Here is a 16,552-nt window from a genome sequence, read left to right on the forward strand (position 1 = left end):
AGGGCCGGAGCGCGACCCGATCCTCGCTGCCGTGCGAGGCGTTAGATGAGTTTTACAACGTTGGAACAACGTTGTAAGTAGTTTGGAGAAATCCGTTGAAGTTCGGTTTCCGCGGATCGGGCCGAGGGCGAGGAGGAGCAGCGCAGTGGCCGCCACGCTCAAAGATGTTGCGACGCTTGCCGGCGTCTCCATCAAGACGGTATCGAACGTGGTCAACGGGTACGACTTCGTCAAACCGGAGAACCGGCGCAAGGTGCTGGCCGCGCTGGAGGCGACCGGCTATCGGCCGCACCGCGGTGCGCGCAATCTGCGGCGCGGGCGGACCGGGTTCATCGCGCTGGTGGTGCCGGAGCTGAGCATCCCGTACTTCGCCGAGCTGACCGGCCTGGTCATCACCGCCGCCCACCAGCACGAGTGGGGTGTGCTGATCGAACAGACCCAGGGCGTCCGGGGGCAGGAACGCGCCGCCCTCTCTTCGATGGGCCCCTACCTGATCGATGGAGCGATCCTCAGCCCGCAGGCGCTCGAGGCCGCGGACTTCGCGGAGCTGTCCCCCGCGGTGCCGCTGGTGCTGCTCGGCGAGCACGCCGTCGACGTGCCGATCGACCACGTAGCGATCGACAACGTGCGCGCCGCCCGCACCGCGGTCGGTCACCTGGCCCGGATCGGTCGCCGCCGCATCGCCGCCATCGGCCACAACCCGCATCGCGGCACCGCCGCCCTGCGCCTCATCGGCTATCGGGAAGCGCTGGCCGAGAACGGGATTCCCGAACGCGGCGAGTTGATCGTGACGGCGCTGGAGTATCACCGGCGCGACGGCGCCGAGGCCATGGACCACCTGCTGGATCTGCCGGACCCACCCGACGCCGTCTTCTGCTTCAACGACCTGCTCGCCCTCGGCGCGATGCGCAGGGTCGCCGAACGCGGCCTGCGGATTCCCGAAGACGTGGCGATCGTCGGTTTCGACAACACCGAGGAGAGCGCGTTCAGCATCCCGTCGCTGACCACCATCGCCCCGGACAAGACCGCCATCGCGCAGACGGCGATCGAGCTACTCCGCCGTCGCGGCACCGAAACCTTTGCCGTCCAAGACATTCAGATCCCGTTCACACTCGAGATCCGCGAGAGCACCGGCGGGTTTCAGCCGGCACTCTGATAGTCGGGTGCGATGCGGGCGACAACTCGGTCGAGGTCGCGCGAGTACGGATTGCCGGTGTACTTCATCGCGAGGCGATCGATGATCGGCCAGGCAGCGTCACCGTCCACCCACTCGACGACCTTGCCGCGGATGATCACCGGCTGAAACAGGTTGTCCGCAGGCGTCATCGAGAGGGCAACGCGCGGGTCGCGACGCAGGTTCCGGGCCTTGCGACTCCCGGGACCGGTGAGGATGACGACATAGTCGCCGTCGGTCCCGACATACACCGGGACGGCATGGGGCGAACCGTCGGGAAGGAGGCTGGCGAGGTGCGCGTGCGGTGCCCCATCGAGCACTCGACGCACTTCGGGATCAAGGGTGCGACGTTCGGCATCGGTCTGGTCGATCGACACCCCGTCGGCGCTGAAGTCCTCGCTCATCGCGGCAAACCTTTCAAAGTTCCTTCAAGAGACTCCATGAACGTAGCACTCTGAGTTCCCTAAGGAAACCCTGTTTGGCGTACCGAGTCCCACACGACGCGAAATCCTTGGTCGGCCAATTCCAGCGCCCGCGTGAAGGTCAAGTGACGGGGTTCAGCCGGTCAATCGAGGACCGCGATGGCATCGACCTCGATCAAGTAGCCCGGCGCGGCAAGGGTTTCGACGCCGAGCAGGACGTCCGTCGGCTTGTGCTCGCCGAAGAGTTCGCGCCTGGCCGCTTCGATCAGGGGCAGATACTCCGGGCGGTGACCGACGACGTAGATCGTGATCTTGGCGACCTGGTCCGGCCGGGCGCCGGCGGCGGCGAGCGCGCGACCGAGATTGCCGAAGACCCGCCGAGCCTGAGCCGCCAGGTCGCCGGAATCGACCAGGTTGCCGTCGCGGTCGTCGGACATCTGCCCGGCGATGAACACCGTGCGGGAGCCGGTCGCCACGATGACGTGGCTATAGGTTTCCGGCCGGTCCAGATCCTCGGGTTGGCGGATATCGATCGGCTTCGCCGGGCTCGGAGACGTCGTCGGCTCGGCGAGCCGATAGGCCAGCTCGAAGTGGTCGACGTGCGCGTCGGGAACCAGTCCGAAGTGCTCGTCGTCGGGATAGCTACGGGCAGCACCCGTCTCGGCACCGGCATATCGCCGGATGGCTTCCGCATCTGCCCAGGTCGTCATCAGCGTGATGTGCACACGGTCGCCGTCCGCCCGGTGCAGCACGGTCGCCTCGCGGAAGCCCTCGATGTCGCGCATCTCGGCGACCGCGTTGGCCAAGAGGTACTCGTGGAAGGGCTCTGCCTGATCGGCCGGCACGTGTCCGCTCCACACCCGGACAATCGGACGTTGGGCACTCGGCATGAGCTTCCTCCCGTTGTAACCGCGCTCACGGTGCAGTAGCGCACCGAGCGCAGCATAGCGATCGGGAGCACCTCCCTCCACTGAGAAATATGTCGTATATCGCTGTGGCGCTGGGTGTTTGCTTGCCCTGCGGTCTACTTGCCTCGCGACAGCGCGAGTAGGGCTGAGGGGGAACCGTTGACCGGGCGGGGCGAGGACATGTCGGGGGCGACCAGTCCGATGCGTTTGCTCAGTTGCGCGACCTTGCGCAGGATCGGTTCGGCCTCTTCGGTGCGGCCGACGGCGGTCAGCGCGCGGCCGTAGACCCGCATTGCGCGTAGGCGGCGCACGGTGGCGGAGACCTCGGTGAGCGCACGCACGGACTCCGCGGCGATCGGGACCGCCGCCTCCGCGTCGCCGCTGTAGAGCGCGACCTCGGCCAATCTGGCCAGCGCCCAACCCTCCTGATGCCGGCGCCCGTCGCGGCGGGCTACCTCGAGCGCCTGCTCGCACAGCTGTCTGGCAGTCACGGGGTCGCCGCGGTGCAGGGTCGCGAAGCCGAGCTCGTGCAGGGCCATCGACTCGAGTCGAAGGCTGCCGACCAGTCGCGCGATGCACAGGGCGTGTTCGGCGGATTCGGCGGCCTCCGGCCAGCGCCGAGCGTCACAGTAGGTGCGGGCGAGGGTCGCCCAGCCCATGCCTTCGCTCCACTGGTTGCCGCCTTCGCGTCCCAGTTCGATGGCCCGCCGGAAGTGTTCGGCGGCGACGTCCACGTTCTCCTGGTAGGCCATGGCGGTGCCGAGCATCTGCTCGGCGAGCACCGCGCCGGCCAGGTCGCCCAGGTCCCGCAGCAGCGCACCCACGTTCCGCAGGACACGCGCGGCGCCCAGATCACCCATGCCGACCAACCTGGCGACCGCGGCGGCCAGTTGCGCACGGCCCATGGTCTGTTGATCGCCGTCCTGCTCGGCGGCCCGGCTCAACTTCTCCAGCACGTTCGCCACCTGCGGCAGGTGCTCGCCCGCGTCACCACCCACGGCGAGGGACAGCGCGAGATCGACTGCGAGCGTGCGGGTTCGGGCGTCGGGAACGTCGGCCACCTGCCGATAGAGGGCAACCAGCCCGAACCGTTCCGCCTTCGCCCACGCGGCACACTGCCGTTCGTCGGTGAACGACTGCCCGGCCACGCAGGTCGCGGCGTAGTAGTCGGTGCCGACGCCCGGATCACGCAGTTCCACAATGTTTTTCGCGCTGGCCAGATAGAAATCGATCAGCCTGCGCAGGGCATCCGACCATTCCTCCTGCTGCTCCGGATCCGCCACGCCGCGCGCGAACAGCCGCAGCAGATCGTGGTACCGATAGCGACTCCGCTCCGGCGTCTGCAACATGCCCAGATCGACCAGAGTTTCACACAGCCGCTCGGCCTCGGCCCGATCCCGGTCGATCAGCGCGGCCACCGCGGCGACCGACAGATCGGGTGCGTCGGAGAACGCGGCGAGCACGAAAACCCGGGCAACGTCGGGGCTCAGCAGGCGGTAACTCGCCCGGAACACGAGCTCCACACTCGTGTTGCCGACCGAGAGTTCGGCCAGCCGGCCGTGCTCGTCGGCCAGTCGCTCGGCGACCGCGGCGAGCCGCCAGGTCGGCCTGCTCGCGAGCCGCGCGCCGACGATGCGCAGCGAGACCGGTAGATACCCGCACGCGCGCAGGATGGCGTCGGCCGCGTCGGGCTCGTCCCGCAGCCGCCGCACCGACACCATCCGCCCCAGTAGCGACCACGCCTCGTCCGTGGTCAGCACATCCAGCGGGACCAGCCGCGCATCGAACAGTTCCGCCAGACTCGACCGGCTGGTGACCAGCACCGCCGCCGTGCCGGAGCCGGGCAGCAGCGGGGCGAGCTGTTCGACATCACGCGCGTTGTCGAACACCAGCAGAATGCGCTTGCCCGCAACGGTGTTGCGCCACAACGCTGTTCGCTCCGCCAGGTCCGACGGCAGCTCACCCGCCTCGATGCCGAACGAGCGGAACGCGACCGCCAGCAGCATGTCGGTCGAGCGCGGATGTTCGTCCAGCCCACCGAGATCGAGATACAACGCGCCGTCCGGATAGTGCTTGCGCGCGCGATGCGCGAGATGCACTGCGAGCGTGGTCTTTCCGACGCCGCCCAGCCCGGTGATCGCGATCACCGGGCGATGGTCGGAGTCGGCGGCCAAGACCTCGGCCAGTTCGTGCGCCACGTCCTCGCGGCCGACGAAGTCGGCGAGGTCGGGCGGTAGCTGCGCCGGGACTCGGCGGGGACCGGAATCCATTGCGGCAGTGGGTAGCTCAGCGGGTTCGTCCGGCTCCGGCGTCTCGGCCGACAGGATCTGCTGATGCAGCCGGGCCAGTTGCGGGCCGGGCTCGAGACCGAGTTCGTCGGCCAGCACCCGGCGCGCGTTCCGATATACGTCGAGCGCCTCGACGCGTCGCCCGCCGCGGTGCAGCGCGAGCATCAGCAGTTCGTACCAGCGTTCGCAGTGCGGGTCGGCGGCGATGAGCGCCTCCGACTCCGCGACGGCGGCCGAATACCGTCCTGTATCCAGCGCGACGGTGACCCCGACTTCGTACAGGGCCAAGCGCAGCCTGCTCAGCCGGGCACGCTCGCCTTCGGCCCACGGTCCGGGCAGCCCGATCAGCGGATCCCCGCGCCACAGCTGCTGCGCCGCGGTCAGCTTGGCGTCCGCCTCGTCGAGCGCACCCGAGCGGCGGTCGGATTCGGCGGCCGCGATCAGTTCCTCGACCGCGACGACGTCGAACTCGACCGGCAGGTCGAGCCGATACCCGCCACGCGTCGAAGCGAGCCACTCGCCGCCGGCGCCCGGGTGCCCGTGCGCGTCGAACAGCCTGCGCAGCACGAGCACGTGGTTGCGCAGCACGCTGGCCGCCGTTTTCGGCGGCCGGTCGGCCCACAGGCGCGCGGCCAGCTGCGTCGTCGACAGCGTGGACCCGGGCTCGGCCGCGAGCATGGCCAGCACGGCCAGCAGCTGCGGCGCTGCGATGTCGAGATGATGATCCCCCAGCCACACCTCGACCGGCCCCAACATGCGTAGTCGTAGTTCTCCGGGCCCCGCCCCGTCAATACCCGAACACTGCTGCGGTGCCAAACGAATCCCTCACATTCGAATCCAGCCGAGCAACAAGGATTTCAGTCACTACTCAGCAGAGACCATGCCGGTACGGCACACTCAAACGGATGTGATGGAGGTCACATCAATGCGACGGCGCGTGATCCTCCGCCTGCGCCGCCGGAACCTTGGTCACCAACCCGGCCAGCGACAGCTGATACAGGGCACTGTCGATGTCGTCGTTCGGGTCGGTGAACAGGGCGGCCAGGGTGTCACGGGTGACCACGCCGGCCTCCGCGGCGGCCACCAGAGTCGCCGCGGCGGTGCGCAATTCCTCGCTCGGCTGGTCACTCAGCACGCCGCACACCACGTCGACCACGGTCTCGTCGGTCCAGATGCCGGGCACGGCGGGACTGAGCAGGTCCGCGGACGGCGAGTCCCCGCGATACCAGCTGTTGTCCTCCCACCAGTAACAGAACGACATCAGCCCGCGGGCCGCTCGCGGGTTGAGCACCTGGTTGGCCACCCACTCCGGCGCGCCCGCGTACAGCTCCGGATGCGGCGTGCCGTCGTTGTAGGCCGCATCCAGTTCCGGCGCGTTCCACACCCCGCCGGACAGAATCGCCCGGCCACCGGGCAGCACGTACAGCGTGGACCCGCTGCGCGCCGAGCCCTCGAACACGCCGAGCGCGGGCTGGATTCGCGGACCCCATTCCGAACCGACGGCGACGAACGCGGCGGCGATCGTCGCCCAGCGCGCCCACAGCACGGGCAGCACCGGAAAATCGTCCACCGACCGCATGGCGACGACACCGGCTTGCTGGTCGGCCCGGGTCTGCGCGGCGGCCTGCTGCGGCGAACGCCACTGCCGATTGTCGTGACCGATGTAGGCGGCCAGCCACATCGGCAACCGCTGGCGCGGAAACGCCTCGAGATCGGCCAGATACGCCTCGGGCACCAGCAGATGCTCGTCCGGGAACGGCTCGTCGCCGTAGTCGTAGTCCAGCTCGAGCCGGCCGCTGACATCGAACTGCATGGTCAGCCGCCACCATGGTCCGTCACCGAGCGGGGCCGAGACCTCGCGCTGCCACCGGACCAGTTCCATGATCTCGTCCGACGGCTCGATCCGCGCCGCCCCATCGGCCTCGTCGAAGTAGACGGCGGTCCGCATCCCACCCGCGACGGTGAGTGCGAAGACCGCCGCCAGCCGCCGCCAGCCCTCCGGACCGGCGACCGCCAGCTCCTGCGCGATCCGCTGGGCCAGTTCGATGGCCTGATCTTCGACCGTCGGCTCGGTCGCGACCGGTTCCGGTTCGGGCTCCGGCTCCGGTTGCGGCACAGGCAGATCAGGCACCGCGGGCGCCGCCGCCGAGCCGAGGCCGCCGAGCCGGAAGGCGACGTCCGGCAGCGCTCCGGCCTCGGCCGGAGGGTGCGGTTGTGGATCGGTCATCTAGTCAGCCACTCCTCACGAATTCCCGGAATCCATGTTGTCCATCTTGTCCGCGGCGCCATTCATGCCCTTGCTGAACTTCTTCGCCGAATCGGTCATGTTGTCACCGCCGGTCAGCAGGTTCTCCGCGGACTTGGTGTAACCCTTGTCGCCCTGGGTGAACTTGTCCCCGTAGTCGTCGGTGCCGAACGGAAACCCCTTGGCCTGCAAGTTGTTCCGCAGCGTAGCCATGATGTCCTCGGTCTTCTTGCCGACCTCCTCCATCTTGGCCGCGGCACCGCGCAATCGCGTGGTGTCCACCTCGATCCTGCGTTCTGCGGACATGGCGTCGCCTCCTGTTTCGTGCTCGTACGGTCAGTATCGGTCGTCGGGACGCCCGGCCTCCCAATGCGTTTCGAGGCGCTGCATCAGATTGTCGATATCGCGCTGGATCCGATCGGCGAGTTGGCGGCGACTGGTGGCGACCGCGACCGGCGCTTCGTCGAGCGACATCACATACCGGCCGTCGTCGACCACGTCGCGCCACATCATCTTCGTCTCGTGGATGCCGCGCGGACCGTACTTCGACCGCCCCTGCACCACGATGATCGATCCGGTGCAATCGGCACGGCGCTGGAAGAACTGCTGGGTCTGGTAGACCGGCGAATCCTCCCGCTCGTCCCGGACATAGCTGCTGCCCCAGGTCGGCACCTCGTGCTCGGCCGGATCGGTGATCACCGGAATGTCCGGCAGCCGACCGGCTTCCACCGGCGGGAGCGAGGCGACCACCGCGCCGGCGAGCGCGCGCGGATCGCACTCGGTGACGGTGAACGCCGGGGTGTCGTAGGTGATCAGGCCGGGCGCCTGTTCGAAGAGGTAGCCGTGCGCGCCGGCCCGCGCCGCGTGCAGGTGGTACTGCTTGGCCAAATTGCTTTCCGCTTGCTCGTCCCAACTGCGCACGCGCACAAACAGTTCGGGCGCGGTCAGCACCTCGATCGCACCGTCGAACGAGCCGCCGAGCCGACGCTGCAGGTCGGCCCGGACCACCCGCTTACGCCGTTCCAGCTCGTCGGCCATGACCACCTCGTCGGTGACGAACAGGAACGGCGTCGGCAGCGAACCGTCGCGGTACTGCTCACACAGGACGATGAATTCGAGCGCGGTGAACTTCCACTGCTGCGTCACGGCTCGATCACCGGCTTCGACCGCTCGATGTCGGGCCCGAGGGCGCTATCCAGATTGGTCACCGAGTCGAGGTATTTGGGCCGCTTGTACTCCCCGCTACCCTGCGCGCCTGGGCCAGGGCCGGGACCCATCGGCCCCGGAGCGGCTCCGGCCTGCGCAGTCTGTACCTGATGCCCCTCGGAGATGCCCTGAATTGCTGCCCGCGGGAACAACTTCGACGATTCGACCGGGCCGCCGGACAGGGTGGTCAGTGGCGGGTGCGATCCGCCGGGTCCGCCTGGCCCGCCTGGACCACCGGGCCCGGAGGGGAGTCCGGCCGCGTGCTTGAGCGCGGACGCGAGATCCGTCGGCGCTGCGCTGCCGCCGGCCATCTCCATGTGCTGGAGTTCGCCGAGGCCGGGGATGCCGAGCGCCCCGTTGTGCGCCAGACCGGCAAGCGCCTCGGTTCCGGTCTTGACCACGTCGCCGATCGTCGTGGTGAGCCCGTTCAATCCGTCGGTCAGCAGCTTGAGCAGGTCCCCGCCGCCGGGGGTCTGGGCGATGCTGCGTCCGAGATCGCGCATGGTGTCCGGGCTCAGGTTCCGCAGTGCTTCCGGATTGAGGTTCTTCAGCGTTTCGGGGCTGAGGTTCTTGAGCACGTCCGGGCTGAGGTTCTTCAGCGTTTCCGGGCTGAGGTTCTTCAGCTGTTCCGGGCTCATGCCGCCGAGGATGTCGGAGCCCAGCTTCTTCAGTTCGTCCGGGCTCAACCCTTGCAGCAGATCGGCGCCCAGCTTCTGCAAGGCCTCCGGACTCATGTTCTTCAGCAGATCCGGGCTCAGACCGCCGAGCAGGTCCGACCCGATCTTCTTCAGCGCCTCCGGGTTCAGATCCTTCAGCGGGTTCTCGCCGTGCAGGAGCTTGCTGAGCAGATCCTCGGGCGAGCCAGGGGCGGGGCTGCCGCCCGGCTTGCCCGGCCCCGGGATGGGCGGCGGGCTGATCTTCTGGCCGGGTGAGGCGGAGCCTGGTCCGCCGATGGGCTTACCGGTGGGGTTGCCGCTGGAACCGCCGCCCGGTCCGCCGCTGGAACCGAGGCCGGGCCCGCCGACGCTGCCGCTCGGCGCGGGCGATTTGCGCTCAGGGTCGCTCGCGCCGAGATTGGACAGGTCGGGTATCTGCGTGTTCGGGCCGGGCGAACCGCTGCCGCTCGAACCGGGGCCGCCTTTCGAACCGGAGCTACCGCCCGGACCCGAGCCACCGCTCTGCCCGCCGCTGCCGGCCTTGCTGTCGCCGAGGCCTTGCTTGTGACCGTCGTCGTAGCCGCCCTTGTAGTTGGGGCTGTTCTTGTCTACGCCGCCCGGGTTACCGCTGCCGCTGCTGCCACCGCCGGGTCCGCCGTAGCTTTGCCCGTTGCCGTTGCCCTTACTGTCGCCCTTGCCGTCGCCGTTCCCGTCACCTTTGCCGTCGCCCTTACCGCCACCGTCTTCCAGACCCTGCTTGTAACCGTCCTTATAACCGGCTTTGTAATCGGGACTGTTCTTATCGATATTGTTGTCGCCGCCCTTGCCGTCACCTTTGTTATCGCCCTTGCCGTCACCTTTATTGTCGCCCTTGCCGTCGCCCTTGTTGTCACCCTTGCCGTCGTCCTTGGGCGGCGGTGCGGCGACGGTGCCGGTCACGGCGATCAGCGGCATCGCGGCGACCGCGCCCTCGATACCCGGCAGATAGGTGTCCTTGTACCGGCCCCGGTAATCGCCGAGCCGGTCCCGCTTAACGCAATCCGAAGCGTAGGTATTGTCCCAGGTCTTCTCCGGAGTCTTGTTGAACGTGTAGTTCAGCCACTTCGAGCAGTACAGCAGATCGTTGCCGAGGTTGATCAGGCTGTTGGAGAAGGTGATCGAGCTTTCGGTGAATCGCTGAATCGCCTTGGTGGCCTGGTCCGCACCCTGGCCGGTCCACATCTCGGACGTCACGCGCTTCAGCGCGCCGTTCAGATCGGTGAGATCTCCGCTGAGCTGTCCGCTGATCCAGTTGTAGCGGGTACCGGCCTCATACGTCCGCCAATCGTGCCCGATCAACGAGCGGCCGAAGGTGTGAAACCGATCCCAGCCCCAGCCGCTGCCGTCCTCGACGCTGATCGGCTGGCCGGGATCGACGCCGGTGGGCGGTTTCAGCTTGTCCGGGTTGCTGTTGGTATTCGAAAGATGCGGCTCCTTCGGCGGTTCGCTCTTCGGCTTCATGGGATCGACCTTGCCCATGTCGCCCACCTTGTCGATCCCCTCGGCCGACTTACCGTCGGCGTCGCGATATTTCTTGCCCGCGATGATGAACGTGTCCCCCATGTCCTCCATGATTTTTTTCATGGTGTCCATCGCGGTCAGGACGTCTTGACCCTTTTGATTGAATCGGTGCGTGAGCTGGATGCCGCCCGTCTCGTCGGACCAATCGTCCATGCTGGCCATTTTGTTATTGTTGATGAAGTCCTGATACCACTTCAGTTTTCCGATCATGTCGTGGCACAGATTGGCGGCTGCGAGCACGACCTTGGGATCGAATTTAACGGTGTCGAATGACAACGTGCCGTTCTCGGCCTTGGAATGCAGGTCTTTCCAGTCGTTGGCCGAGGTCTTGGTCGTGTCGTCGATCTTCTTCGGCTCGTCAGCCATCTGCGCTTCTCCTCGTGGTCGATCGCGCTGTGCTATCCGGTTCGGGTTCCTGGTTCGAAGCTCCCAAAGCAAAAGGGACATCGACGGATTCGTCGGGTCCGGCTCGTTCGGGTGCCTCGGACGGCGAAGGCATCAGCATTGATTTCGGTGTCTTTCGTGGCTTGTCGTTCTTCTTGCGATCTCGGCGTGGTGGCTTCGGTTTCGCTCCGGGCGCGGATTGCCCCGCGGGGGGCGGGGCGCTGGGCGGCGGTGCGGCGCCCGGCGGCGGCGTGCCACCGGGCGAGGACGACCCGCCCGGCTGGTGGCCGTCTTGCGGCATCGCGGGTGGCCGGCCCGGTGTGGACGGGTGCTGGGTTCCGGCAGTGCCGGGATGCGACGAGTTTCCGTGCTGCTCTGGGATTTTCGTTGTCCCCGGCCTGGACGAGTCGTCCTGGGCGCCGTGCCGGTCACCGGTGTCTTGGCCGCCCGGATGGTCCCCGGAGCCCTGCCGTTCCCCGGGCCTCGGATCGCCCGGTCGCTCGCCGGAGCCCGGTGTATCCGAACGATTCTCGGCGCCAGGAGCATGCGACTGATCCGTGGTACCCGGGCCACCCGCGTGACCTCCGGAGCCCTGACCGCCGGAGCCGTTGGCAGAGTTCTGACCATCCGCGCGGTTATCCGAACCTTGACCGCCAGGACGGTTCTCGGCACCTCGACCGTCTGGGCGATTCTCCGAACCTTCACCACCCGAACGACTCTCAGAGCCTTGACCACCCGAGTGGTTGCCGGCGCCCGAAGTATCCGGCCGGTTACGCGTCTCCGGCGCGCCCGGATTGTGCTCGACCCCAGGCAATTTGGCGTCACGCTGTGGATTCGGCGACCCTGAACTGCCGGGCGCATCATTCGATGAGCCGGAGTTGCTCCCCATACCGGTCTGGGCACCTTGCCCGCCCGAACCGCCGGAGGCCTGCTCACCCAACTGATTCAGCATTCCGCGCAACCCGGACAGGTCCGGGGGCGGCGGCACACTCCGCGACGAACCATCGCCCGATTCGGCGAGGCGGGTGAAGTCCGGCGACTGCCCGCCCTCGCTCGACGGCGTGGACGCGCCGCCGTCCTCCGGTGGCGGGATCCCATCCGCGGCGTGCAGGTTCTGCAACAGGTTCGCCAGCTCCGCCGGGTCCGGCTGTTGCGGCTGCTGGTCCGCCGACTGATCCGTCTGGTCGTCCTCGGCCGAATCCGCTTGGTCCGCACCGGTATCGTCGCGGCTACCACCTTGATCGGCATCGTCGGAGCCGTCCGCGCCACCGGAATCGCGGTAGTCGTTTCCACCGACGCCATCGGACCCACCACCCTGACCCGAGTCGTCACCGACGCCCGGACCACCGGAGTCGTTGCCCTGCCCGGAATCACGATCGTCGCCCGAGTCCCGATAGTCGCCATCGGAACCATCACCGTTGCCGTAGTAGTAGTGGTACTCCCCGCCGGGGCCCCAATACCCTTGGTAGTCGTCGAAGAGATCGGGATCCGGTGGCTCCCAATCGTTCCCGTCTACATCCTTTCCGTATCCCGGCGGAATCCAATCGTCGAGCTCCGGCGCCTGCGGCGCGTGGTACGCGCCCGGCAGCGGACCGATCTCCGGCACGCGCCGCGGCCGCGTCTTGGTCGTCTCGTCGCTGCCGTCGACCCAGGAGTTCTTGCGCAGGGGTGGCGGCGGCGGCGCGTCGGTCCCGTCGGGGTGGGAGACGTAAATCTTTCCGCTCTCGTCGACCTTCCAGGTGGTGCCGTCCGGCCTGCTACCCCAGGAGGTTCCGTCCGGTGCGGTGATCCGCACGGCCCCGTCCGGGCGTACCTCGCGCACGGTGCCGTCCGGCTCGGTGACGAAAGTCGTGCCGTCCGGCCGAGTCCCGCGCACGACGCCGTCGGCATCGGTGACCTTCGCACCGCGCGAACCGATTTCGGAGGTCGAACCGTCCGGATGGGTGACGCGGAAGCCGTCGGAGGTCCGCTCCACCTGCCCTCCGTTGGACAGTTCGATCGGCTCGGTCACCTTCCGGACCTCGGTCTCGCCGTTCGGCGAGGTGATCCGCACGGATCCGCGCGAGCCCGATTCGTAGGTGGTGCCGTCGGAGTCGAACACCTTGCTGCCCTTGGGCGTCGACTCGAACCCGGTCCCGTCCGGCCGATCCATCTGGATGATGCCGTGCTTGCGCGGACCGTCCTGCGGGAAGCCCGCGAGGCGATCGCGCGCGCTGAAGTCGAGCGTGCCCTTCAGGTCGCTGTGTACGACGGTCCCGTCGGGATGCTGAGATCGACCGCCGCCCTGGTTGTTCGCGGTGTCGAACACGACATGCTTGGTGCCGTCCGGGTTTTCGACCGTGACCGCGCCGTTGTGCTCGGCGGTCTGCTTGGTCCCGTCGATGCCGGTGATGACGTTGGGCTTGCCCGGCCCGGACTCGACCACGGTGCCGTCCGGCTTCGAGATGGTCTTGTCGCCGGTGGGTGAGGTGAATTCGGTTGCGCCGTTGGGCTTGACCGTCGTGGTCCAGTCGTCCGGCGACTTGGTCTGCACCGAGCCGTCGGGCAGCACGGTGTGCGAAATGCGCTCCGGCCGGTTGAACGACGGCGAGCGCACGCCGGTGTCCCTGCCCGCCGCACCCTCGGGACGCGGTGCCGCGCCGGAGCCGTCGGGTGCGACGAACGCGATCGACTGATCGGGGGCGATCCGGATGGCCTGCGGATCGCCGGGGCGGCTCACCACGATGGTGCCGTCCGGGTCGATCACGTGCTTGGTGCCATCCGGCGAGGTGACGACGAAGGAGCCGTCGGCCCTGCGCTCCCAGCCCGCGCGGTCGTTCGGCACGACGTGCGTGCTGCCGTCGGGCCTGGTGACCGTGGTCGGCCCGTCCGGCGGTGTGTGGATGGTGGTGCCGTCCGGGTCGCGCTGCGTCCGATCGCCGGAGGCCGAGCGGAAGTCCGTCGCACCGTTGCGCTGGATGGTCGTCGTCGAGCCGTCCGGGGACCTGGTCTGCACCGAGCCGTCGGGCAGCACCGTGTGCCGGGTGCCGTCGGGCCGGCCGAAACCGAACTCCCGATCGGGCCCGGTCGAACCGCCGGCTCGCGGACCCGGTTGTGCCGCGGGGTGATTGGCGGAGTTCGGCACGAATTCGGTGGCGCCGTCGGGGCGGATGCGGACCGCCGTCGGATCGCCGGGACGCCCGATGGTGATGTTCCCGTCGCGGTCCACCAGGTGCCGGGTGCCGTCGGGTGAGGTGACCAGGACCTCGCCGCGCTCGTTGCGAATCCAGTTCGGATTCCCCGCGCGGTGCTCCTCGTGGGTCCAGCCGCCGCGGCCGGTCTGCACCGCGCCCTGCGGCCCGCTCGGGTCGTGCTGTCCCGGCGGCGTGGCCGCCCGCGGCGGTGGCTGGTGTCCCTCGGGTGGCGGCAGCAGCCGCTGCTCGCGCGGTGGCGGCGCACCCGCGTCGTGTTCGCCCCGGGCGTTCGACGACGAGGAAACGTTGTTCGACTCCGGCACCGACGAACGCGACGGCGGCGGTGTACCACCCGAATTCGACGCGGCGATCCGTTGTGGCGGCTGCTGCCCCGCATTGGTCGAGCCGGGCTCCGGCACCGACGAACGCGGCCGACCCGAGGGATTCGAGTTCGACTCGTTCGCCGGCGGACGTTGCTGCGACGAAGTTCCGTCGCCCGCGCCGGAATTCGGCACCGACGGACGTTGCTGCGGCCCGGTCGGCGACTCCGAGCCCGCCCCGCGCTGCGGCGGCGAGCTCGCCGGATTCGACTCCGAACCGGCACCACGCTGCGACGACCCACCAGCCGGGCTCGCCTCCGAACCAGCACCACGCTGCGACGACCCACCAGCCGGGCTCGCCTCCGAACCAGCACCACGCTGCGACGACCCACCAGCCGGATTCGTCTCCGCACCGGGCACCCGCTGCTGCGGCGGTGCACCGGCGGGGTTCGACTCCGAGCCCGGCGGTCGTTGCGACTGTCCCGCAGTGACATTCGATTCGGGCGTGGTCGAGCGCACCGGCGGCTGCGCATCACCGGCGGACGGTTGCGGCGCCGGCGAGCGTTGGTACTGCGCCGAACCGTCGTTCCCGGAGGTCGTACGCGTGTCCTTGCCTCCGCCATCGGCACGGTCGGCCGAACTGCCGGCGTTGGACGAATTGCCGTTTCCAGCAGCCGAATTCGTGGTTACCGGGGGTCGCTGCTGCGTGCTGCCGGGCTGGTTCGACGTGGACTGCTGCCCATTGGTGGACTGGTTGTTCGTCGTCGAACCGCCCTGATTCGACGTCGAACCGTTCACGTCGCGCGAATTCCCGCTCCCCCCAGCGGTGTTCAGCGGCGGCGAGTTTCCTTCGCGGCCGCCCCCACCGCCCGGCGACGAACTGTTCTGCCCGTTCGTCGTGCTGTGCTCGGACCTGTTCCCGCCGGTGCCGTCCCCGGTGCTCGACCCGTTACGCGAGTTTCCGCCGTTGGTCGATTCACCGTGGTTGTTCGACTCGTTGGTCCGGGTCGGAAAGGTCGAGGGCGACGTATCCCGGCCGCCGCCACGCGATCCCGTGCCGGACTCATCGAAGGTGATCGCCCGGTTGCTCCCCGCGGATCCGTTCGTGCCGAAGTTCCCCGGCCGGTTCGTGGCGTGCTCACCGTCGAAGCCGTTGTGCGTGCCGTTGGCTCCGTTGCGCCCCGGGTCGAACGAGAACCCGCCCTTTCCGGTGAAGTTCGCCGACCCGTCCTTGTTCGACCCCCACGGAACCTCGAAGCCGTTCCGGTTGTTGTATCCGTGAATCCCGACGTAACCCTTGACGCCGCCCGCGATCCCGCCGCGCGCCGCACCGCCGACCCAGCTGGCCGGGTTACCGAAGGTCCCCTCCCAATCGCCGGTGATCATGACCGCGCCGAGACCGCCGACCGCGGCCCCGAACGGGCTGGAGCCGATGCCGACGACCATCCCGTTCCCGGCGCGGACCCACGGGTTGGAGATCTTGTCGCCGAGCAGCTTTCCGGTGAACTTGCCGATCCCGTCGGCCGCGATGCGCCCGAACGGCGAACCGAGCCCGGAGGACAGCACCGAGACCCCGAACTCCTTGCCGTCGAAATGCTTCCGGTGCCCGGCGGCCATCTGCCCGAGCTGCACGCTCGCGTCCATGGCACCGGAGATGAACATGGCTTCGAGGATCTTCAGCAGGTAGCTCTTGCTGAGGTTGGCGAACTTCTCGCCGAACACCGACAGCACCTTCGCCAGGATCCGTTCCTGGAGTTGCAATTCCAGCCGGCGCAGGATGGATTGGGTGGCCGCGGTCTCGGCCGCCTCGACGGCCGGCGCGGTCGGCGGGAACATCCAGGCCCAGGCGATCTCGATGGCCAGCGCGATGAGCGAGACGATCGTCATCAGCTTCGCGGCCTCGATCTGGGTGCCGAAATCGAAGACGGCGTCGGAGATCTGGTCCATGAACTTCGCCAGCGATTCCATCGACTGATCGCCGGTGATCATCTGATCGAACAGCGCGCCCATCTTCTCGCCGCCCGCCCCCTCGGGGTAGGCGGCCATGGTCATGCGTTTGACGTCCTCGATATCCGGCGTCAGTTTGCTCAGCGCCGAGCCCGCATCTTTGAAGGCGTCCGAGACATGCCAGACCTCGGTCTCGTCGCCATCCGGCCACGCACCGCCCGCGATCCACCCCAGCCAGCGCAGCTCAGGTGGTAGATACAGTCCCATCT

The 16,552-nt window shown here is 68.2% G+C and carries 9 protein-coding genes; 1 reads left to right on the forward strand and 8 read right to left on the reverse strand.

What is annotated here, in order from left to right:
• Nucleotides 1-145: 145 nt before the first annotated feature.
• Nucleotides 146-1,156 carry a LacI family DNA-binding transcriptional regulator gene (locus tag F3087_RS34400; RefSeq protein ID WP_150406290.1) on the forward strand — a complete coding sequence of 337 codons (1,011 nt, stop codon included), beginning with the start codon at nucleotides 146-148 and terminating at the stop codon, nucleotides 1,154-1,156.
• Here the strand turns inward: F3087_RS34400 and F3087_RS34405 are convergent.
• The 8 genes from F3087_RS34405 to F3087_RS34440 all read right to left on the reverse strand — a co-directional run bounded on the left by F3087_RS34405 (nucleotide 1,141) and on the right by F3087_RS34440 (nucleotide 16,550).
• Entirely contained in the window at nucleotides 1,141-1,578 is a 438-nt protein-coding gene (locus tag F3087_RS34405; RefSeq protein WP_150406291.1) for a TIGR03618 family F420-dependent PPOX class oxidoreductase, read from the reverse strand. The two genes, F3087_RS34400 and F3087_RS34405, sit on opposite strands and share 16 nt — an antisense overlap.
• Before the next feature lie 161 nt (nucleotides 1,579-1,739).
• Nucleotides 1,740-2,486, reverse strand: coding sequence for a Rid family hydrolase (locus tag F3087_RS34410; RefSeq protein WP_223885564.1), 747 nt, complete (start codon nucleotides 2,484-2,486; stop codon nucleotides 1,740-1,742).
• A 134-nt stretch (nucleotides 2,487-2,620) separates the two neighbouring features.
• Nucleotides 2,621-5,548: an AfsR/SARP family transcriptional regulator gene (locus tag F3087_RS34415; RefSeq protein ID WP_150406292.1), complete on the reverse strand. Its 2,928-nt coding sequence runs from the start codon at nucleotides 5,546-5,548 to the stop codon at nucleotides 2,621-2,623.
• A gap of 166 nt (nucleotides 5,549-5,714) precedes the next feature.
• The gene (locus F3087_RS34420; protein WP_150406293.1) at nucleotides 5,715-7,019 is read right to left on the reverse strand and encodes a hypothetical protein; all 1,305 of its coding nucleotides are present in this window, start codon (nucleotides 7,017-7,019) and stop codon (nucleotides 5,715-5,717) included.
• Nucleotides 7,020-7,034: 15 nt separating this feature from the next.
• Entirely contained in the window at nucleotides 7,035-7,343 is a 309-nt protein-coding gene (locus F3087_RS34425; RefSeq protein ID WP_150406294.1) for a hypothetical protein, read from the reverse strand.
• A gap of 30 nt (nucleotides 7,344-7,373) precedes the next feature.
• On the reverse strand, nucleotides 7,374-8,183 hold the full coding sequence (locus tag F3087_RS34430; RefSeq protein WP_150406295.1) for an ESX secretion-associated protein EspG: 810 nt from the start codon (nucleotides 8,181-8,183) through the stop codon (nucleotides 7,374-7,376).
• Nucleotides 8,180-10,825 (reverse strand): hypothetical protein, encoded by a 2,646-nt coding sequence (locus tag F3087_RS34435; RefSeq protein ID WP_150406296.1) that lies wholly within the window; start codon nucleotides 10,823-10,825, stop codon nucleotides 8,180-8,182. Before F3087_RS34435 ends, F3087_RS34430 begins: the two co-directional genes overlap by 4 nt.
• Nucleotides 10,818-16,550, reverse strand: a complete 5,733-nt coding sequence (locus F3087_RS34440; RefSeq protein WP_150406297.1) for a WXG100-like domain-containing protein — start codon at nucleotides 16,548-16,550, stop codon at nucleotides 10,818-10,820. Before F3087_RS34440 ends, F3087_RS34435 begins: the two co-directional genes overlap by 8 nt.
• Nucleotides 16,551-16,552 lie beyond the last annotated feature (2 nt).

The sequence above is a fragment of the Nocardia colli genome (assembly GCF_008704205.1).
GTDB lineage: Bacteria > Actinomycetota > Actinomycetes > Mycobacteriales > Mycobacteriaceae > Nocardia > Nocardia colli.